Consider the following 15,549-nt stretch of genomic DNA (forward strand, 5'->3'; position numbering starts at 1 on the left):
CAGGCAACCGGAGACGCAGGGAAGCTACATGTCGCCCGGTCGCGGTCCAGCGAAACAGATCACAGCGTTGGCGCGCGGAGCGCCTGATGCCCGCCGCGTATCCGTGGAGCGCGTTCAACTATGCGCGCCCTCCCCTGCCCCGCGGCAAGCAACCGCGCGCGCCCTATGAGATGTCGCGCGCAATCACGAGGATGCGCCCGGGTCCGTGTCGCGCGGCGCTGCTATCGCGCACGCTCTCTCCGTTCGCCGGGATCACGCGAATCGCGCTGTCGCGCAGGCGCAGGAGTCGAATCCCCATCTTCATCCCCGAGGGCTCGGCGAACGACTCGGCGAAGGGCGCGACGGCGCCATTCGGCAGGGAATCGCCCTGACGCACGCGAAGGTCCACTCGCTCGATGAGATCGAACCGCTGCGACCCACCGCCGCGGTGCCCGACGTCGACGCGCGGCAGGAGGGCGAGTGCGCAGAGGCTCGCCAGCAGCATCGCCCCATGCGCCACGCGCCCCCCGAGCCCGTCGCGCTCCGGTACCGGCGCGGTGAGGCGTCGCACGCGTTCCACGAGCGGCGACCCGTCGGCGCCGGCCACGAAGGCGGCGGTCGAACGCGAGTCGGTCGTGAGCCAGCCGGCAACGCGCGCCAGCGCCTGCGCCAGGGTGATGGGCTGCCGCGTCAGGCGCACCGCCCACGCGTCGGCCGCGAATTCGGCCGACAGTTGCATCTGGCGGCGAGCGACCCGGTTGAGCGGCTGGAACCAGGCGAGACGCTCGATCCACAGGGCCACGCGCAGCCAGCGCGTGTCGCGGCGGACCAGGTGTGCCAGCTCGTGCGCCAGCACCCCCTCCTGTTCGGCGAGTGTCAACTCGTGCAGCGCGCGGGTGGGAAGGACGATCTCGTCGCTGGAAATGGCGGCCGGCGCCTGCAGCGCATCGCTGGTGGCGAGATAGACCCGCCGATGGATGCCCGCGCGCGAGACGAGGTGGCGCAGCGCCCCCGCCGCGAACGAGTCGGTGGCGGCGCGACGTGAGTCCAGCGTGAGGCGCAACCGGCGGCGGGCGACGGCGAGGTGCGCGAGGAGCGCGAGCGCTACCACCCCCCACAACCCAACGGCGATTGTGGCGCGCGAGATGGTGAAGACCATCATCTGGAACGACCCCGGCGTCGCGGGCGCCCAGGCCGGCGACGCAACGGCGGGGCCGACCTGGGTCAGCGTGAGCGAACGCGCGCCAGAAGCCACCATCGGCGCGGCCGCATCAGTCGAGCGCCGCGTCACCTGCACGGCCGCCACGGTCCCCTTCCCCATACCCGCCAGTTGCAATGCGCCCCCCACCGAGGGACGCGGCGAGGCCACCTGCACGCCGGCCGTCACGAACCCCGCGACCATCGCCGCGCTCCAAATGGCATGCTGTGCAGTCGGCGACCACCGCAGCCGCCGCCGCGAGACCAGCCACCACGCCGCCAGGAGAAGCACGGAGCTGTGCACGGCGTACGTGAGCAGCCACGCGCCCACCGCATTCGACCCGCGCCCCACCATCCCGGCCAGCGGGAGGAGCCAGCTAATGTCCATTGGCCGACACCCGTTCTTCGGCCGCCGCGATCAGGCGCTTCACCTCGTCGAGGTCGCCGGGCTGGATGTCGCGCTCCGCGATGAGGTGCGAAATGAGCGCCGCAGGACGCCCGTCGAACAGCATCGATGTCAGTTCGCCGACCATCGATTTCCGCACGTCGGGCTCGGTCACCAGGGCCTCGTAGCGGAACTGCCGCCCGACCATCTGGTGGCGCACGACGCCACGCTTCTCGAGCCGGGTGAGCAGGGTCGCCACGGTCGTCTGCGCGAGCGAGCGCTCGGGGAGGAGCCCCTCCTGCACTTCGAGAACCGTCGACGCCCCTTTCGTCCACAGGATGCGAACGATCGCGAGCTGGAGGTCGGTGAGGGTGACGGAGTCGCGCATCGTTTTTTCCGGGATCACGGGAAGAATCAACCGCCGGCGGCACCCCAGTGAACGCTGGGGCCCACGGCCGTGTGCAAGACGAGATGGGACCCCTGGCGTGCCGAACTCGCATCGCCGGGGGCATCCTGGGATCTGACACCTGTGGTGGGAGTTGCGTTTACATGGTGGGACGAGCCGTGCGAGATGCGATGTCGTGTGCTCGCCATACGCGAGGGCGAGGGTTAGCCTTGCCCACCGCTTCCGCGCGGTTGCTCGTCCCCAGCGTGCGCTGGTGCAGGCTCCCCGTCGCCGGCGTTCGCTGGAGCGGGCTCCCCATCTTCTGATCGCCCCCGTGGCCGCCCCATCGACGCCCGCGTCATCCAGCCTCCCCGCCGCCCTCCCAACCGGACACCCCTGGCGCTGGGTGCCGTCGCTCTACTTCGCGCAGGGGCTGCCGTACGTCGTCGTCATGACCGTGTCGGTCGTGATGTACAAGCGGCTGGGGATCTCCAACTCCGACATCGCGCTCTACACGAGCTGGCTCTACCTCCCGTGGGTCATCAAGCCGCTGTGGAGCCCAGTCGTCGAACTGTACGGGACCAAGCGCTCGTGGACGCTGGCGACCCAGTTTGGCGTCTCGGCGGCGCTGGTCGCGGTCGCCCTCGCGCTCGGGTCGCCGAGCTTCTTCACCGTCACGCTCGCCCTCCTCTGGGCGATGGCCCTCACCTCGGCCACGCACGACATCGCCTGCGACGGCTTCTATATGCTGGGGCTTCCGGCGCACGAGGCGGCGGCGTTCGTCGGGGTGCGGAGCACGTCGTACCGCCTGGCGATGATCACCGGCCAGGGGGCGTTCGTGGTGCTGGCCGGCGAACTCGAGAAGCTCTCCCCCGGCGAGCCCCGGCGCGCGTGGACGATCACCTTCGCGGCGCTGGCTGCCCTGATGGCCGCGCTGGCGGCGTACCATCGCTTCGCCCTCCCGCGCCCGGCGATCGACCGGCCGGCGGGCGACGTCGCGCGTGCGCAGGTTGCAGCTGCCGACGCCACGACGGGCACGGCCGAGCCGGCGCCGTCGTTCTTCTCGGTCTTTGCGTCGTTCTTCCAGCGCCCGCGCATCGTGGCGACCCTCGCCTTCCTGATGCTCTTTCGCTTCGCCGAGGCGCAGCTGGTGAAGCTGGTGACCCCCTTCCTGCTCGATGCGCGCGCCGACGGCGGACTGGGGCTCACCACGAGCGAGGTGGGGGTCGCCTACGGCACCGTAGGGGTGCTCGCCCTCACCGGCGGCGGATTGTTTGGGGGGTGGCTCGCCTCACGCTACGGACTCAGGCGACTGCTCTGGGTCTTCGTGATCGCCATCCACCTCCCCGACGCGATCTTCGTCTGGCTGGCCTACACCCAGCCATCCAACCTCACCCTCATCTCGGCGGCGGTGGCGGTCGAACAGTTCGGCTACGGCTTCGGCTTCACCGCCTACATCCTCTTCATGATGATGGTCGCACGCGGGGCGCAGCAGACGGCGCACTACGCCATCTGCACCGGCTTCATGGCGCTCGGCATGATGCTCCCCGGGATGTTTGCCGGCGCGTTGCAGGAGAAGCTGGGCTATCCGCACTTCTTCCTGTGGGTGCTGCTCTCGACCGTCCCGGGGTTCATCGTCGCGGCGCTCGTCCGAATCGATGGGGACTTCGGGAAGAAGGCCGCGAAGGAGGGCGAAGCTGGGCGTCGGGCCACCAACTAAGGTCGGCCGGCGGCGCGCTTCCTCGCCTCCTCGAGCAGCCCTTGTCGCTGGGTGGAGTCCACCAGTCGGCCGTTGAGCACCACGGCGTGCACCTTCTCCGTGTTGGCGATGTCGCGCAACGGATTGGCGTCGAGGACGACGAGGTCGGCCAGCTGGCCCGCGGCCACGGCGCCTAACGAATCGGTGGCGGCGAGATACCGCGCGGGATTGCGCGTCGCCGACTGCAGCGCCTCGAGCGGGGTGAAGCCGAGGCTCACGAGGTTGCGCAATTCCTCGTGCAGCGAGAAGCCGGGGAAGATGTACGGATTCGAGAGGTCGGTCCCGGCCAGGAACGACACCCCCGCTTCATGCAGCAGCGTCACGATCTTCCGCTGCTGGGCGTAGACCTCCTTGCGCAGCGCCCAGTCCTGCGCGGTGAGCATCTTGAAGCGGAAGTCGTTCTTCGGGTTCCACGTGGCCGAGAAGAAGCGCGGGACATACGCCATGCGCGCATCGGCGGCCAGCGTGCTGTCGTCCAGGTAGGCGACCGAGCGCAGCACGGTGAGCGTGGGGACCATCCAGGTCCCGTTCTGTTTGACGCGCTGGGCCAGGGCGCGACACCGCGCCGGGTCGTACGTGTCCACCACGCGACGCGCCTGCGCGCGCGAGACGATGCCGGCCGAGTCCCACGCCTTGGCGCTCGCCACCGCGGCCGCGTAGTCGGCGCGCATCGCGTCCTCGTCGCGCGAGCAGGCGTTGGCGAGCATCTGCAGGTGCTCGATGCTCTTCATGCCAAGGTCGGAGGCTTCGCCCACCGACACGAGCGAGGGCACGTGGCCGGCGAAGGGGAGGCCGCGCGCCTTGGCCTGCTCCGCGGCGGCCCGGAACTCGTCAGGCGTGAGGCGCGAGTAGACCTTGATGAATGCCGCGCCGCCAGCCGCAAGCGAGTCGACCATGCGTCGCGCCTCGGCGGCGTCCTTCACGCCGGTCGAGCCGGGCCAGATGGCAGGGGCGCCGTCGAGGATGTGACCGCTCCCCACGATGCGAGGCGCGACCAGGTCGCCACGCGCCGTCTGGGCGCGCGCCGAATCGAACCACGCGACGCGCCCCCACATGTCGCGCACGCCGGTGACCCCGTTGGCGGCCAGGACGGGGAGGAAGAGGCGATCGATTCCGGGACCGGTGGCGTGCACGTGCATGTCCCACAGCCCGGGAATCACGAACTTGCCCGTGGCGTCGAGCACGCGCGCGCCGGCGGGGATGCGCGCCCGGCTGTCGGGCGAGATGCTCGCAATCTTGTTGCCGCTGACGATGATGGTGTGCCCGCTCGTCAGGCGCCCGGTGGCCACGTCGACGATGGTGGCGTGGGTGATCGCCACCGTGGACGGCGTGGTGCTCGTGCCCTGCGCACGCAGCGGGGCCGCCGCACTACCGAGGGCGAGCGCGACCGCCGATGCGTGCCGGACGCAGCGAGTGAAATGCAAGGAGGGGAAAGCGCGCATGAGGGGAGATGCGAGTCAGGAGTGATGGTGCACGCGAGAGGCTCTACGCCCCGCTGTCTTCTCCCGGCGCGTAGCCGAGAACGAGTGTCTCGCCCGGTGGGAGCGCCTTCCAGCGTGCGCTGTAGCCCAGCACCCGCTCGCGAATTCTATCGAGCTCACGTTGCGTGAGGGGAAGGGCCGGCGCCGCCGGGTGCGCCGCCGCATAGGCGACCAGCTGCTCGTTGACGTCACGCAGCGTCATCGGGTGGCCCGTGGCCCGTTCGAGATCGAACATTCCGACGAGGAATTCGGCCGGATCCATGTCAGCCGGGAGTCGACCGCGTGGCCAGGGAGTGCCGAAGTCCTCGAAGTTCCACCCCTCGCACACGAGACCGTAGAAGCCGCGCTTGTGCCGCAGCGTGTTCTCGACCGCGTAGTGCGTGAGGTCGTGGATGGGGAAGAAGGGATTCGGGTTGCGCATCACGGTGAACGTCCCGTCGTCGCGGTGCAGCGCGAACGAGGCCACGCGGCCGTCGCTTCCCTTCTTGAGGCGGAGTTGGAGTGAGGCGGGCATGACGACGGCGGGGCGCGAGAGGCGTCGAGCGGGAGAACCGGCGTGGTGCCGCCGATGACGCGGCCGATCCGGACGCATAGTATTGCCGCATCCCTCACCGCGCTCAACACATGCTGCACGGCTCGACTCGCCCAGTCGTTCGTCCGACGACGGTTGCACTCCTCCTCCTGGCCACCGCGGCCTGCGCGGGCACCCCGCGCCCGCCGGCGCGCCCGGCTCCCCAGCCGGCGGTGGCGCGGATCGCGACGCTCATCCCGGCGCCGGTGCGCGCCGAGGCGATCGCCGCCGATTCGTTCATCGTCACCGACAGCACGCCGCTCGTGATCACCGCCGACGCCCCGGAGGGGGCCGATCAGGTCGCGCGATCGCTCGCCGCGTTGCTCGCGCCTCCGCAGGTGGTGCGCAGGATCTCGCGGCTGCCGGCGGGCGCCGACGTGCCGGCCGGTGCCCTGGTCGTGCGCGGGGTGCGGGGCGGGGCGCAAGGCGGGGCACAGGGCGCGGTGAGCGGCGAAGGCTACGTGCTGCGCGCCGATCGCGCGGGGGTCTCGCTCGAGGCGGCGAGTGCGGCGGGGCTGTTCAACGCCGTGCAGACGTTGCGTCAGCTCCTCCCGGTGGACGTGGAGCATCGGGGCGCGGTGAAGCGCATCCTGGTGGTCCCGGGCGTGGAGGTGCACGACCAGCCGCGGTACGCCTGGCGTGGGGCGATGCTCGACGTGGCGCGCCACTTCCTCCCGATCGACGGGGTCAAGCGCTACCTCGACGCGATGGCCTTGTACAAGCTCAACGTGCTGCACTTGCACCTGTCGGACGACCAGGGGTGGCGGCTGGAGATCTCGGCGTGGCCGGCGCTCACCCGCGTCGGGGGGAGCACGCAGGTAGGCGGTGGCGGCGGCGGCTACTACACGCAGGCGCAGTACGCCGACCTCGTCGCCTACGCCGCCGAGCGCTTCATCACCATCGTCCCGGAGTTCGACATGCCGGGGCACACGAATGCGGCGCTGGCCTCGATTCCCGAACTCAACTGCAACGACACCGCACCGCCGCTGTACACCGGGACCAAGGTGGGCTTCAGCGCCCTCTGCGCGTCGCGCGAAGGGGTCTACCGCTTCATCGATGACGTGGTGCGCGAAGTGAGCGCCATCACGCCGGGCCCCTACTTCCATCTCGGGGGCGATGAGGTGGAGAAGCTCACGCACGACGAGTACCTGCGCTTCGTGGAGCGCGTGGAAGGAATCGTGCGCGCCCACGGCAAGCGTGCGATGGGGTGGGGCGAGATCGCCGCGGCCAAGCTCGACGCGAGCACCATCGTGCATCACTGGCGCCCCGCGCGCACCAGGGCGAGCGATTCGTCGCACGTCCACGCCGCACGCGGCGGGCAGGTGGTGCTCTCCCCGGCGCACCGCACGTACTTCGACATGAAGTACGACAGCAGCAATGTGCTGGGCTACACCTGGGCCGCGGTCATCCCGTTGCGCGCTGCGTACGACTGGAACCCGGAGACGCTGCTGGCCGGCGTGAGCGGGCGCGCGATCCTCGGCGTGGAAGGGCCACTCTGGTCAGAAACGATCGAACGACCGAGCGAATTCGAGTGGCTGGGCTTCCCGCGGTTGGTGGCGCTGGCCGAAGTGGGGTGGACGCCTCAGGAGGGGCGCGCGTGGGAGTCGTTTCGCGTGCGGCTGGCGGCGCATGGGAGACGGCTGTCGGCGGTGGGAGTGAACTTCCATCGCACGCCGGAAGTGGACTGGCGGAACTGAGCCGGGAGACGGGAGACGGGAGTGCGCGCGGCGTTGCCGCGCGCGAAGCTCCGTAACCGCTCACGTCGCACTACCAACCCACCTCGCGGAAGCAACGCAAACGGCGCCTCACGGCGCCGTTTGCACTCCCGTCTCCCACCTACCGTCTACCGAATGACGTACCAGCTCTCCTGCCGCGGCCGAAAGAAGACCCACCCGTCGTCCGTCAGGTGCGCATCGTCCTCGAACATCACGAAGACGTCCTGCCCCTCCCACTCGGCGACCGGCGTGCGCGTGTTGAGTTCGATCGAGATGTAGGAGCCCTTGCGGAGCTTCTTCCCCGAGGCGCCCAGCTCGGGGCGCTGCGCGGAGCGGAAGTCGATGGCGGCGCCGAGTCCGTGCCCCTGGTTGCCGATGGGGTGTGAATAGATCATCGCGGTGATCCCGCGTCGCTTCATGTCGGCCATGGTCGAATCGTACACATCGGCGACGGGGACCCCGGGGCGCGAATAGGTCTTCATCATCACGTCCTGCAGGGTGTGGCTGTTCTTCATCGCCGCCTTGAGCCCGGCCGGGACATCGCGTTCGCCGGCTTTCAGCACGTAGGCCATCTTCTGCCAGTCGGTGTCGAAACCCATGACCGAGATGCCGAAGTCGAGGTGCACGACGTCGCCGCGGCGGATGACGGTGCTCTCGGGGGCGACGGCCAGGAAGCCGCGCGACGACGCCTTCCCCATCCCGCGGCGCTGCACGCGGAGGTCGGGCTGGAACCAGGTGCGCACCCCCGCGGCCCAGAGCGCGTCGTAGAGCCAGTTGCGAACCTCGCCCACCGTGGTCTTGCCGGGGACGATGACCTCGTTGGAGAGCGCGCGCCGCGCCAGCGATTCCGTCAGCTGCACCGCGCGGGTGTAGTACGGCATCTCCTCGGGGATGCGCGTGTCGAGGTACTCCTCAATGAGGTCGGCCGCCGGGACCACGCGCTGCGGGGCGTCGGGGCCGATGAGCGTCGTGAGGTCGACCCAGGTGTCGTGCGTGAGCGAGCGCGTGACGCCACGCTTGCCGCCGCTGCCTAACGCAATGCGTTTCGGCTGGTAGCGCTTGACCAGCTCGGGGAGCACAGTGGTGATGGGCCGCGGCTCGTCGGGCGACTCGAACCAGCGCTTGAGGTTGTCCTCGGAGTAGCCGGTGACCGCGATGCGGCGCAACGCGGTCCCGCCGGTATCGACGAAGATGAAGAAGTCGCGGTTCCCCGTGTACGGCCTCGGCGGCGCGATGAACTCGGCGAGCGGATCGTTGTGGAACTCTTCATTCACCACGATCCACATCTGCAGGTCGTGGCGCCGCATCATGCCGAGCAGCATCTCGTGGCGCTTGTCGAGCCAGCTCTCGCGAACGCGAATCTGCTCGGACCACGACGGGAGCGCCGACGCAAACGGATCGCGACGCGCGGCGATGGTGCGCCGTTGCGGCACGTCAGTCATCTGTGCCTGCGCCGGCGTGGCCACGAGGAGCGTCGCGAGCGTTGCGAGCGTGAGCGTCGCGAGCGTCGCGAGCGCGAGGGACGGTGCGGAGCGGCGAGGAATCGTCATCGACGGGTGTGACATCGGCGTGGGGGTGTCCTGACATGCCGCGCCCGATCACCGGACGGTGATCGACGCTCGACAGATGCTACCTCGGCACGCGCCGCTCGGAAAGTCGCGCTCGGCAATGGAACGGTTGGGTGCGGGCGTTTCGGGTACGGGCGCGCGATGGGCCGAGCGTTAGGCTTTCGGGCGTGAACCCTTGCGAGGATTGCCGAGTGTGGGGTACGGTATGGTCATGCCAATCGCACAGGACTGGACGGCGGAGCGGGCACGAGCACTTCCTGGCGACGGGAATCGCTACGAGGTGCTCGACGGGGTGCTGGCGGTGACGCCGGCGCCGAGCGGGGTGCATCAGTTGGTGGTCGGCGCGATCTACCGCCTGCTGTACGACTACACTGCCAGGCATGGATTCGGCGTGACGGTGTTTTCGCCGGCGGATCTCGAGTTCTCGGCAGCGCGACTCCTGCAGCCCGACTGTTTCGTCGCGGCCACCACGAACGGAAAGCGTCCGACGAGTTGGGAGCAGATGCGTCGTCTCCTGCTGGCCGTCGAGGTGGTGTCGCCCGCCTCCGCCCGCCGGGACCGCATTACCAAGCGCCGCATCTACATGCAGGAGGGGGTCGGCGAGTACTGGATCGTTGACGTGAACTCGCGAGTGATCGACCGCTGGCGTCCCGATGACGAACGTCCCGAGGTCCTCGACAGCGTCCTCCGCTGGGAACCCGTCCCGGGGATCCCCCCGCTCGACCTCGACATCGGCGCGCTGTTCGTCGAGGCGCTGGGCGAGGGCTGAACCCTAAGAGGCGCCGAGACGGGACACGGGAGACGACGCGGCGCGGGAAGCGGGCGGCGGGCGGCGGGAAGCGGAAGGCGGGGGACGGGACGCGGGTCACGTGAGCGAGAGCGCGACAACGTGAGCGCCGGCCGCAGGAAGCGGTCGCTCCGGCGAACACTCTTCTCCTTACCTCGATTGACGCGCTCAAGCCCCCCCGTATGTTGGCCGGACACTTCCACCGTGCCCTGCCATGCCTCTCGTCCGTTCTCCCAAGCGCGCCTTCGCGTTGGCCTGCGCCCTCGGCGCCGGCGTGTCGTTCCTGCTCCCCGCCCCCGCGCACGCACAGCGGGGAAAGGCCGACCCGGCCAAGCCGATCATCGCCGCGCTCGACGCGCGATTTGACCACTACGCCGGCATCGCCAAGCAGATCTGGGGGTTCGCCGAGGTCGGCTACCAGGAGCAGAAGTCGAGTGCGCTCCTCCAGCAGGAGCTGAAGAGCGCCGGCTTCTCGCTCGACGTCGGCGTGGCGGGTGAGCCGACCGGCTTCATCGGCACCTACGGAAGCGGCAAGCCGGTCATCGCCATCGTCGGCGAGTTCGACGCACTGCCGGGGCTCTCGCAGGAGGCCACCCCGTTCAAGAAGGCCGTCACCGAGGGGGGGGCCGGACACGGCTGTGGGCATCACCTCTTCGGAACCGCGTCCGTGGCCGCGGCGATCACGGTCAAGGAGTGGATGGTCGCCAACAAGATCCCGGGGACGCTGCGCTTCTACGGGACGCCGGCCGAAGAAGGGGGTGGCGGCAAGGTGTACATGGTGCGCGCGGGGCTGTTCAAGGACGTGGATGCCGTCGTCGCCTGGCATCCTGGCGACCGCAACATGGCCGACGCCAACAGCACGCTGGCCAACATCTCGGCCAAGTTCCGCTTCCGCGGCATCTCGTCGCACGCCGCCGCCGCCCCCGACAAGGGACGCTCGGCGCTCGACGGCGTGGAGGCGATGACGCACATGGTCAACATGATGCGCGAGCACGTCCCGCAGGACACGCGCATCCACTACGTGATCACGGCCGGGGGACGGGCGCCTAACGTGGTCCCCGACTTCGCCGAGGTCTTCATGTACGCGCGCCAGAGCGACATGCGCGTCCTGGACCAGATCTGGGAGCGCATCATCGCCGCCTCCAAGGGGGCGGCCATGGGGACGGGAACGACGGTGGAGCACGAGACCATCGCCGCCGTCTACAACGTCCTCCCCAACGAGGTGCTGGGGCGCATCCAGCAGAAGAACCTGGAGCGCGTGGGCGGGCTGCAGTACACGGCGGAGGACAAGGCGTTTGCCGCGACGCTGCAGAAGACGCTCGACGGCCCCGTCCCTCCCATCGAGGATGCGGGGCGCGTCCTCCCCTTCACTGGCGGCGGCGTGGATCCGGCGTCGACCGACATGGGTGACGTCTCGTGGGCGGTGCCGACGGTGCAGCTGAGCGCGGCCACCTGGGTCCCGGGAACGCCAGCGCACTCCTGGCAGGCGGTTGCGGCTGGCGGCACGCCGATCGGTGCCAAGGGGATGCTGGTGGCTGCCAAGACGATGAGCCTCACGGCGATCGAGCTGTTCACCGACGCCACGATCATTCCCAAGGCCCGGGCGGAGTTCGACCAGCGCCGCGGCCCCAACTTCGTCTACCGCACCCGGCTCGACCGCGAGAAGCCCGCGCTCGACTATCGGAAGTAGCACGCCGTTCGCACGGAGCGGTCGGCGGGGAGGCCCCGGAACCGGGCGCAACCTGGGCAGCGGGTCGCGAGTTAAGTTCGCAGGGGGATCCTCGGTCCTCCTGCTCCCGCGTGCCCGTTCCCGATCCGTCGCCCGTGTCCGACCTGCTTGCCGCTCGCTCCCAGATGGCGATGTCGCTCGCCTTCCACATCATCTTCGCGATGGTGGGGATCGGGATGCCCTTGCTCATGGTGCTGGCGGAGTGGAAGCACCTGCGCACCGGCGAGGCGGTCTACCTGGACCTGGCCAAGCGGTGGGCCAAGGGGACGGCGATCCTTTTTGCGGTCGGGGCGGTCTCGGGGACCGTCCTGTCGCTCGAACTCGGCCTCCTCTGGCCCGGCTTCATGAAATTCGCCGGGGCGATCATCGGAATGCCGTTTTCGCTCGAGGGGTTCGCCTTCTTCACCGAGGCGATCTTTCTCGGCGTTTACCTGTACGGGTGGAACCGCATCACGCCACGGGCGCACCTGTGGGCCGGGGTGCTGGTGGCGGTGAGCGGGGCCGTTTCCGGGGTCTTCGTGGTGATCGCCAATGCCTGGATGAATGCGCCGATCGGCTTCGTGATGCGCGACGGTGTCGCGGTCGACATCGACCCGCTGCTGGCATTGACGACGCCGGCCGCGCTGCCACAGACGCTGCACATGACGCTCGCCGCCTATGCGGGGACCGGCTTTGCCGTGGCGGGGATCCACGCCTTCTTCCTGCGGCGCCACGGACGCAGCGGCTTCCATCGCAAGGCGTTAGGCATCGCGCTGCGCATGGCGATTCCGGCAGCGCTCCTGCAGCCGCTCTCGGGCGACCTCTCCGCCAAGGCGGTGGCCACGCTGCAGCCGGCGAAGCTGGCGGCGATGGAAGGGCAGTTCACCACCGAGCGCGGCGCCCCGCTCCGCATCGGCGGGTGGCCCGACGAAGCGGCGGCGCAGACGCGCTGGTCGATCGACATCCCCAAGGCGCTGTCGATCCTGGCCTTCGGCGACCCCAACGCCGAAGTGCAAGGGCTCGACCGGGTGCCACGCGCAGACTGGCCCCCCGTCGCCATCGTGCACGTCGCGTTCCAGCTGATGGTGGGGCTCGGCTCGTACATGGCGCTGCTGTCGCTGTGGGCGCTCTGGAGTCGCTGGCGCAAGCGTGACCTGGCCAACCAGCGCCTCTTGCTCCTGGCGATCATCGCTGGAACGCCGATGGGCTTCATCGCCACCGAGGCCGGGTGGGTGGTGACCGAGGTGGGGCGGCAGCCGTGGATCGTGCAGGGGGTGCTGCGTACCGCCGACGCGGTGACCCCCATGCCGGGGCTCATCGTCCCCTTCCTCCTCTTCACCGTGCTGTACGTCTTCCTCGGCGTCATCGTCGCGTACCTGCTCATGCGACAGTTCGCCGTGGCCCCCACGCAGACCGGAACGTTCCGGCGTCCCACGCCGCCGGCGGGGACGACACCTGCGGGCGCGACAGCCGTCGCCGCCGGGGACTGACGCATGGAGACGGCGTCGACGCTCCTCACCCTCCCCGGCGCGCTCGCGGCGATCATGCTCGCGGCGCTCAACGCCTACGTGCTGCTGGGGGGCGCGGATTTCGGCGGCGGGGTGTGGGACCTTCTGGCCACCAAGCCACGGCGCGAGGAGCAACGCGCCCTCATCGCGCACGCCATCGGCCCCATCTGGGAGGCCAACCACGTCTGGCTCATCCTCGTGGTGGTGCTCCTCTTCACCTGCTTCCCGCCCGCGTTCGCGACCATCGTCACCGAGCTGCACATCCCGCTCACGCTCATGCTCGTGGGCGTGGTGCTGCGCGGCTCGGCCTTCACCTTCCGGACCTACGACTCGTCCGCCGACGACGTGCAGCGGCGCTGGGGGCTCGTCTTCTCCTGGTCCAGCATCCTGACGCCGGCGGCGTTAGGCATCTGCGTCGGGGCGATGTCGGCCGGGGCGGTGGGGAGCGCGTCGTCCAACCCCGGCGCCCCTTTCCTCGAGCGCTTCGTCCTCCCGTGGACCAACCCGTTCGTCCTCGGCGTCGGACTCTTCGCCCTCGTCCTCTTCGCCTTTCTCGCCGCCGTGTACCTGACGGTGGAGGCCGAGGGCGACGTGGGGCTGCAGCGCGACTTCCGGCGGCGCGCGCTGGGGGCCGGGATGGCCCTCTTCCTGTGCGCCTTCGGGACGCTCGCCCTCGCGCGTGCCTACGCACCGCGCATCCTCGTGGGGGTGACGCAGTCGCCCGCCGCACTGCCGTTGCAGCTGGCAACCGCCGTCATGGCGCTGCTCGCCTTCGCCGCCCTCATCGTGCGACGCTATCGCGTGGCGCGACTGGCGGCCGGGGCGCAGGTCTCGCTGATCCTCTGGGGATGGGGGATCTCGCTGTATCCCTTCATCATCCCCGAGACGCTGACGATCCAGGCCGCCGCCGCCCCGCCCATCACCCTGCGACTCACCCTCGGCGCCCTCGCCCTCGGCGCGGTTGTCCTCGTCCCCTCGCTCGTGTACCTCTTCCGGGTGTTCAAGGCGCGCCCGTCTGCCTTCGCCTCGCTCGACGAGAGCCCGGAGTCGTCACACTGACGAAGATGTGGTGAGCGCGAGGTCGTGAACGTGTCGCCTCGAGTTCGTTGCCTGGGTTCGTTCGTCGCCTGGGGTTCGTTGGGGTTCGTCGCCGGGTTCGTCGCCCGGGGGGTGGGTTCGTCGCCTTCCGTTCGTTGCCTCGAGTTGGTTGCCTCCAGTTGGTTGCCGTGCGCTCGTTGCGCTCAGCGCGCCGTACACTCCAACGCCTCGCGTCGCCCCCGCTTCCCGCCTGCGCTCCCCGCGCCTCCATGACCGCGTCGCCCGTTCGTTTCGGCATCGATCGCGTCGTCGACTCGCCGTCGATTCTCCAGCCCGCCGCGCGCGTGGGGCTGGTGACCAATCACGCCGCGCGGCTCGCCGGCGACGTCACGCGAGCGGGGCGCGTAGCACTGCTCGACGCCGGCGTCCCGCTGGTGCGCCTCTTCTCGCCCGAGCACGGCCTCAGCGCGCGTGGCGACGATGGCGCACCGATGCACGACGCCGTCGACCCTACCACCGGGCTCCCGGTCGTCTCGCTCTACGGCGATCGCTTCGCCCCGCCCGACGACAGCCTCGCCGACCTCGACCTCGTGCTCTTCGACGTCCCCGACGTGGGAGCGCGCTTCTACACCTACACCTGGACGCTCTCGCACGTCCTGGAGTCGTGCGCGCGCACGCGCGTCCCGCTCGTCGTGCTCGATCGCCCCAACCCGTTAGGCGGCGTCCTGTCGAGCGCCGAGGGGCCACGACTCGACGAGGCGACGTGTGCCTCGTTCGTGGGCCGCTGGTCGATCCCCATCCGCCACGCGCTCACGCTGGGCGAACTGGCGATGCACTGGGCGCAGACACGCGTGCGCGGGGCGCAGCTCGAGGTGATGCGCTGCGAGGGATGGTCACGCGATCAGCAGTGGCCATCGCTCGCGCTCCCGTGGGTCCCGACATCGCCCGCGATGCCATCGTTCGCGTCGGCGCAGCTCTACCCCGGGCTCTGCCTGTTCGAGGGGACCAACCTGAGCGTGGGGCGCGGCAGCACGATCCCCTTCCAGTGGGTGGGGGCGCCATGGCTCGACGCGGCGCTGGTCATCGACGCGATGGCCGTGAGCGAGGGTGATGCGGTCACGCTGCACGCCGAGCCCCTCACTCCCACGGAGTATCCCTACCGAGGTGAAGCCTGCGTCGGCGTTCGCGTGCGCGTCACCGACGCCGAGCGCGTGCGCCCCGTGGCCCTCGCACTGCGCCTGATGGCGGCGGTCGTTCGCACGCATCGCCAGCACTTCGCGTGGTCCACGTATCCCACAGCGGCCAACCCGAGTGGCGAGCACCACTTCGCCCGCCTGGCCGGCGTGCGCACCATCGCCCAACCGCTCGAGGATGCGACGGTCCGCCTCACCCCTGCGTTGCTCGCGGCGTGGACCTCGACCGGCGACTGGGACGCGTCGGTGCGCGAAGCGTTGCTGTACCGCTGAAG

The 15,549-nt window shown here is 69.9% G+C and carries 12 protein-coding genes; 7 read left to right on the forward strand and 5 right to left on the reverse strand.

What is annotated here, in order from left to right:
• Positions 1 to 163 precede the first annotated feature (163 nt).
• Both IPN47_26560 and IPN47_26565 read right to left on the reverse strand, forming a co-directional pair.
• A complete protein-coding gene (locus IPN47_26560; protein ID MBK9411542.1) occupies positions 164 to 1,564 on the reverse strand; it encodes a hypothetical protein in 1,401 nt (466 codons plus the stop codon).
• Entirely contained in the window at positions 1,554 to 1,949 is a 396-nt protein-coding gene (locus tag IPN47_26565) for a BlaI/MecI/CopY family transcriptional regulator (protein MBK9411543.1), read from the reverse strand. Before IPN47_26565 ends, IPN47_26560 begins: the two co-directional genes overlap by 11 nt.
• Before the next feature lie 448 nt (positions 1,950 to 2,397).
• Between IPN47_26565 and IPN47_26570 the strand changes: the two genes are divergently transcribed.
• A complete protein-coding gene (locus IPN47_26570; GenBank protein ID MBK9411544.1) occupies positions 2,398 to 3,666 on the forward strand; it encodes an MFS transporter in 1,269 nt (422 codons plus the stop codon).
• Here IPN47_26570 and IPN47_26575 read toward each other — a convergent pair.
• Both IPN47_26575 and IPN47_26580 read right to left on the reverse strand, forming a co-directional pair.
• The gene (locus IPN47_26575) at positions 3,663 to 5,024 is read right to left on the reverse strand and encodes an amidohydrolase family protein (protein MBK9411545.1); all 1,362 of its coding nucleotides are present in this window, start codon (positions 5,022 to 5,024) and stop codon (positions 3,663 to 3,665) included. The two genes, IPN47_26570 and IPN47_26575, sit on opposite strands and share 4 nt — an antisense overlap.
• A gap of 166 nt (positions 5,025 to 5,190) precedes the next feature.
• Entirely contained in the window at positions 5,191 to 5,700 is a 510-nt protein-coding gene (locus tag IPN47_26580) for a hypothetical protein (protein MBK9411546.1), read from the reverse strand.
• A 110-nt stretch (positions 5,701 to 5,810) separates the two neighbouring features.
• Between IPN47_26580 and IPN47_26585 the strand changes: the two genes are divergently transcribed.
• Positions 5,811 to 7,454 carry a family 20 glycosylhydrolase gene (locus IPN47_26585; protein MBK9411547.1) on the forward strand — a complete coding sequence of 548 codons (1,644 nt, stop codon included), beginning with the start codon at positions 5,811 to 5,813 and terminating at the stop codon, positions 7,452 to 7,454.
• A gap of 146 nt (positions 7,455 to 7,600) precedes the next feature.
• On the opposite strand, the gene IPN47_26590 is transcribed toward IPN47_26585, so the two are convergent.
• On the reverse strand, positions 7,601 to 8,914 hold the full coding sequence (locus IPN47_26590) for a M24 family metallopeptidase (protein ID MBK9411548.1): 1,314 nt from the start codon (positions 8,912 to 8,914) through the stop codon (positions 7,601 to 7,603).
• Positions 8,915 to 9,251: 337 nt separating this feature from the next.
• Here IPN47_26590 and IPN47_26595 point away from each other — a divergent pair, with 337 nt between their 5' ends.
• From IPN47_26595 to IPN47_26615, 5 genes are all read left to right on the forward strand, one after another.
• The gene (locus tag IPN47_26595) at positions 9,252 to 9,809 is read left to right on the forward strand and encodes a Uma2 family endonuclease (GenBank protein ID MBK9411549.1); all 558 of its coding nucleotides are present in this window, start codon (positions 9,252 to 9,254) and stop codon (positions 9,807 to 9,809) included.
• A gap of 232 nt (positions 9,810 to 10,041) precedes the next feature.
• Positions 10,042 to 11,517, forward strand: a complete 1,476-nt coding sequence (locus tag IPN47_26600; GenBank protein MBK9411550.1) for an amidohydrolase — start codon at positions 10,042 to 10,044, stop codon at positions 11,515 to 11,517.
• A 134-nt stretch (positions 11,518 to 11,651) separates the two neighbouring features.
• The gene (locus tag IPN47_26605; GenBank protein ID MBK9411551.1) at positions 11,652 to 13,025 is read left to right on the forward strand and encodes a cytochrome ubiquinol oxidase subunit I; all 1,374 of its coding nucleotides are present in this window, start codon (positions 11,652 to 11,654) and stop codon (positions 13,023 to 13,025) included.
• A 54-nt stretch (positions 13,026 to 13,079) separates the two neighbouring features.
• On the forward strand, positions 13,080 to 14,102 hold the full coding sequence (locus IPN47_26610) for a cytochrome d ubiquinol oxidase subunit II (GenBank protein MBK9411552.1): 1,023 nt from the start codon (positions 13,080 to 13,082) through the stop codon (positions 14,100 to 14,102).
• Positions 14,103 to 14,350: 248 nt separating this feature from the next.
• Positions 14,351 to 15,547: a DUF1343 domain-containing protein gene (locus tag IPN47_26615; GenBank protein ID MBK9411553.1), complete on the forward strand. Its 1,197-nt coding sequence runs from the start codon at positions 14,351 to 14,353 to the stop codon at positions 15,545 to 15,547.
• Positions 15,548 to 15,549 lie beyond the last annotated feature (2 nt).

The organism is Gemmatimonadota bacterium (assembly GCA_016719105.1).
GTDB lineage: Bacteria > Gemmatimonadota > Gemmatimonadetes > Gemmatimonadales > Gemmatimonadaceae > SCN-70-22.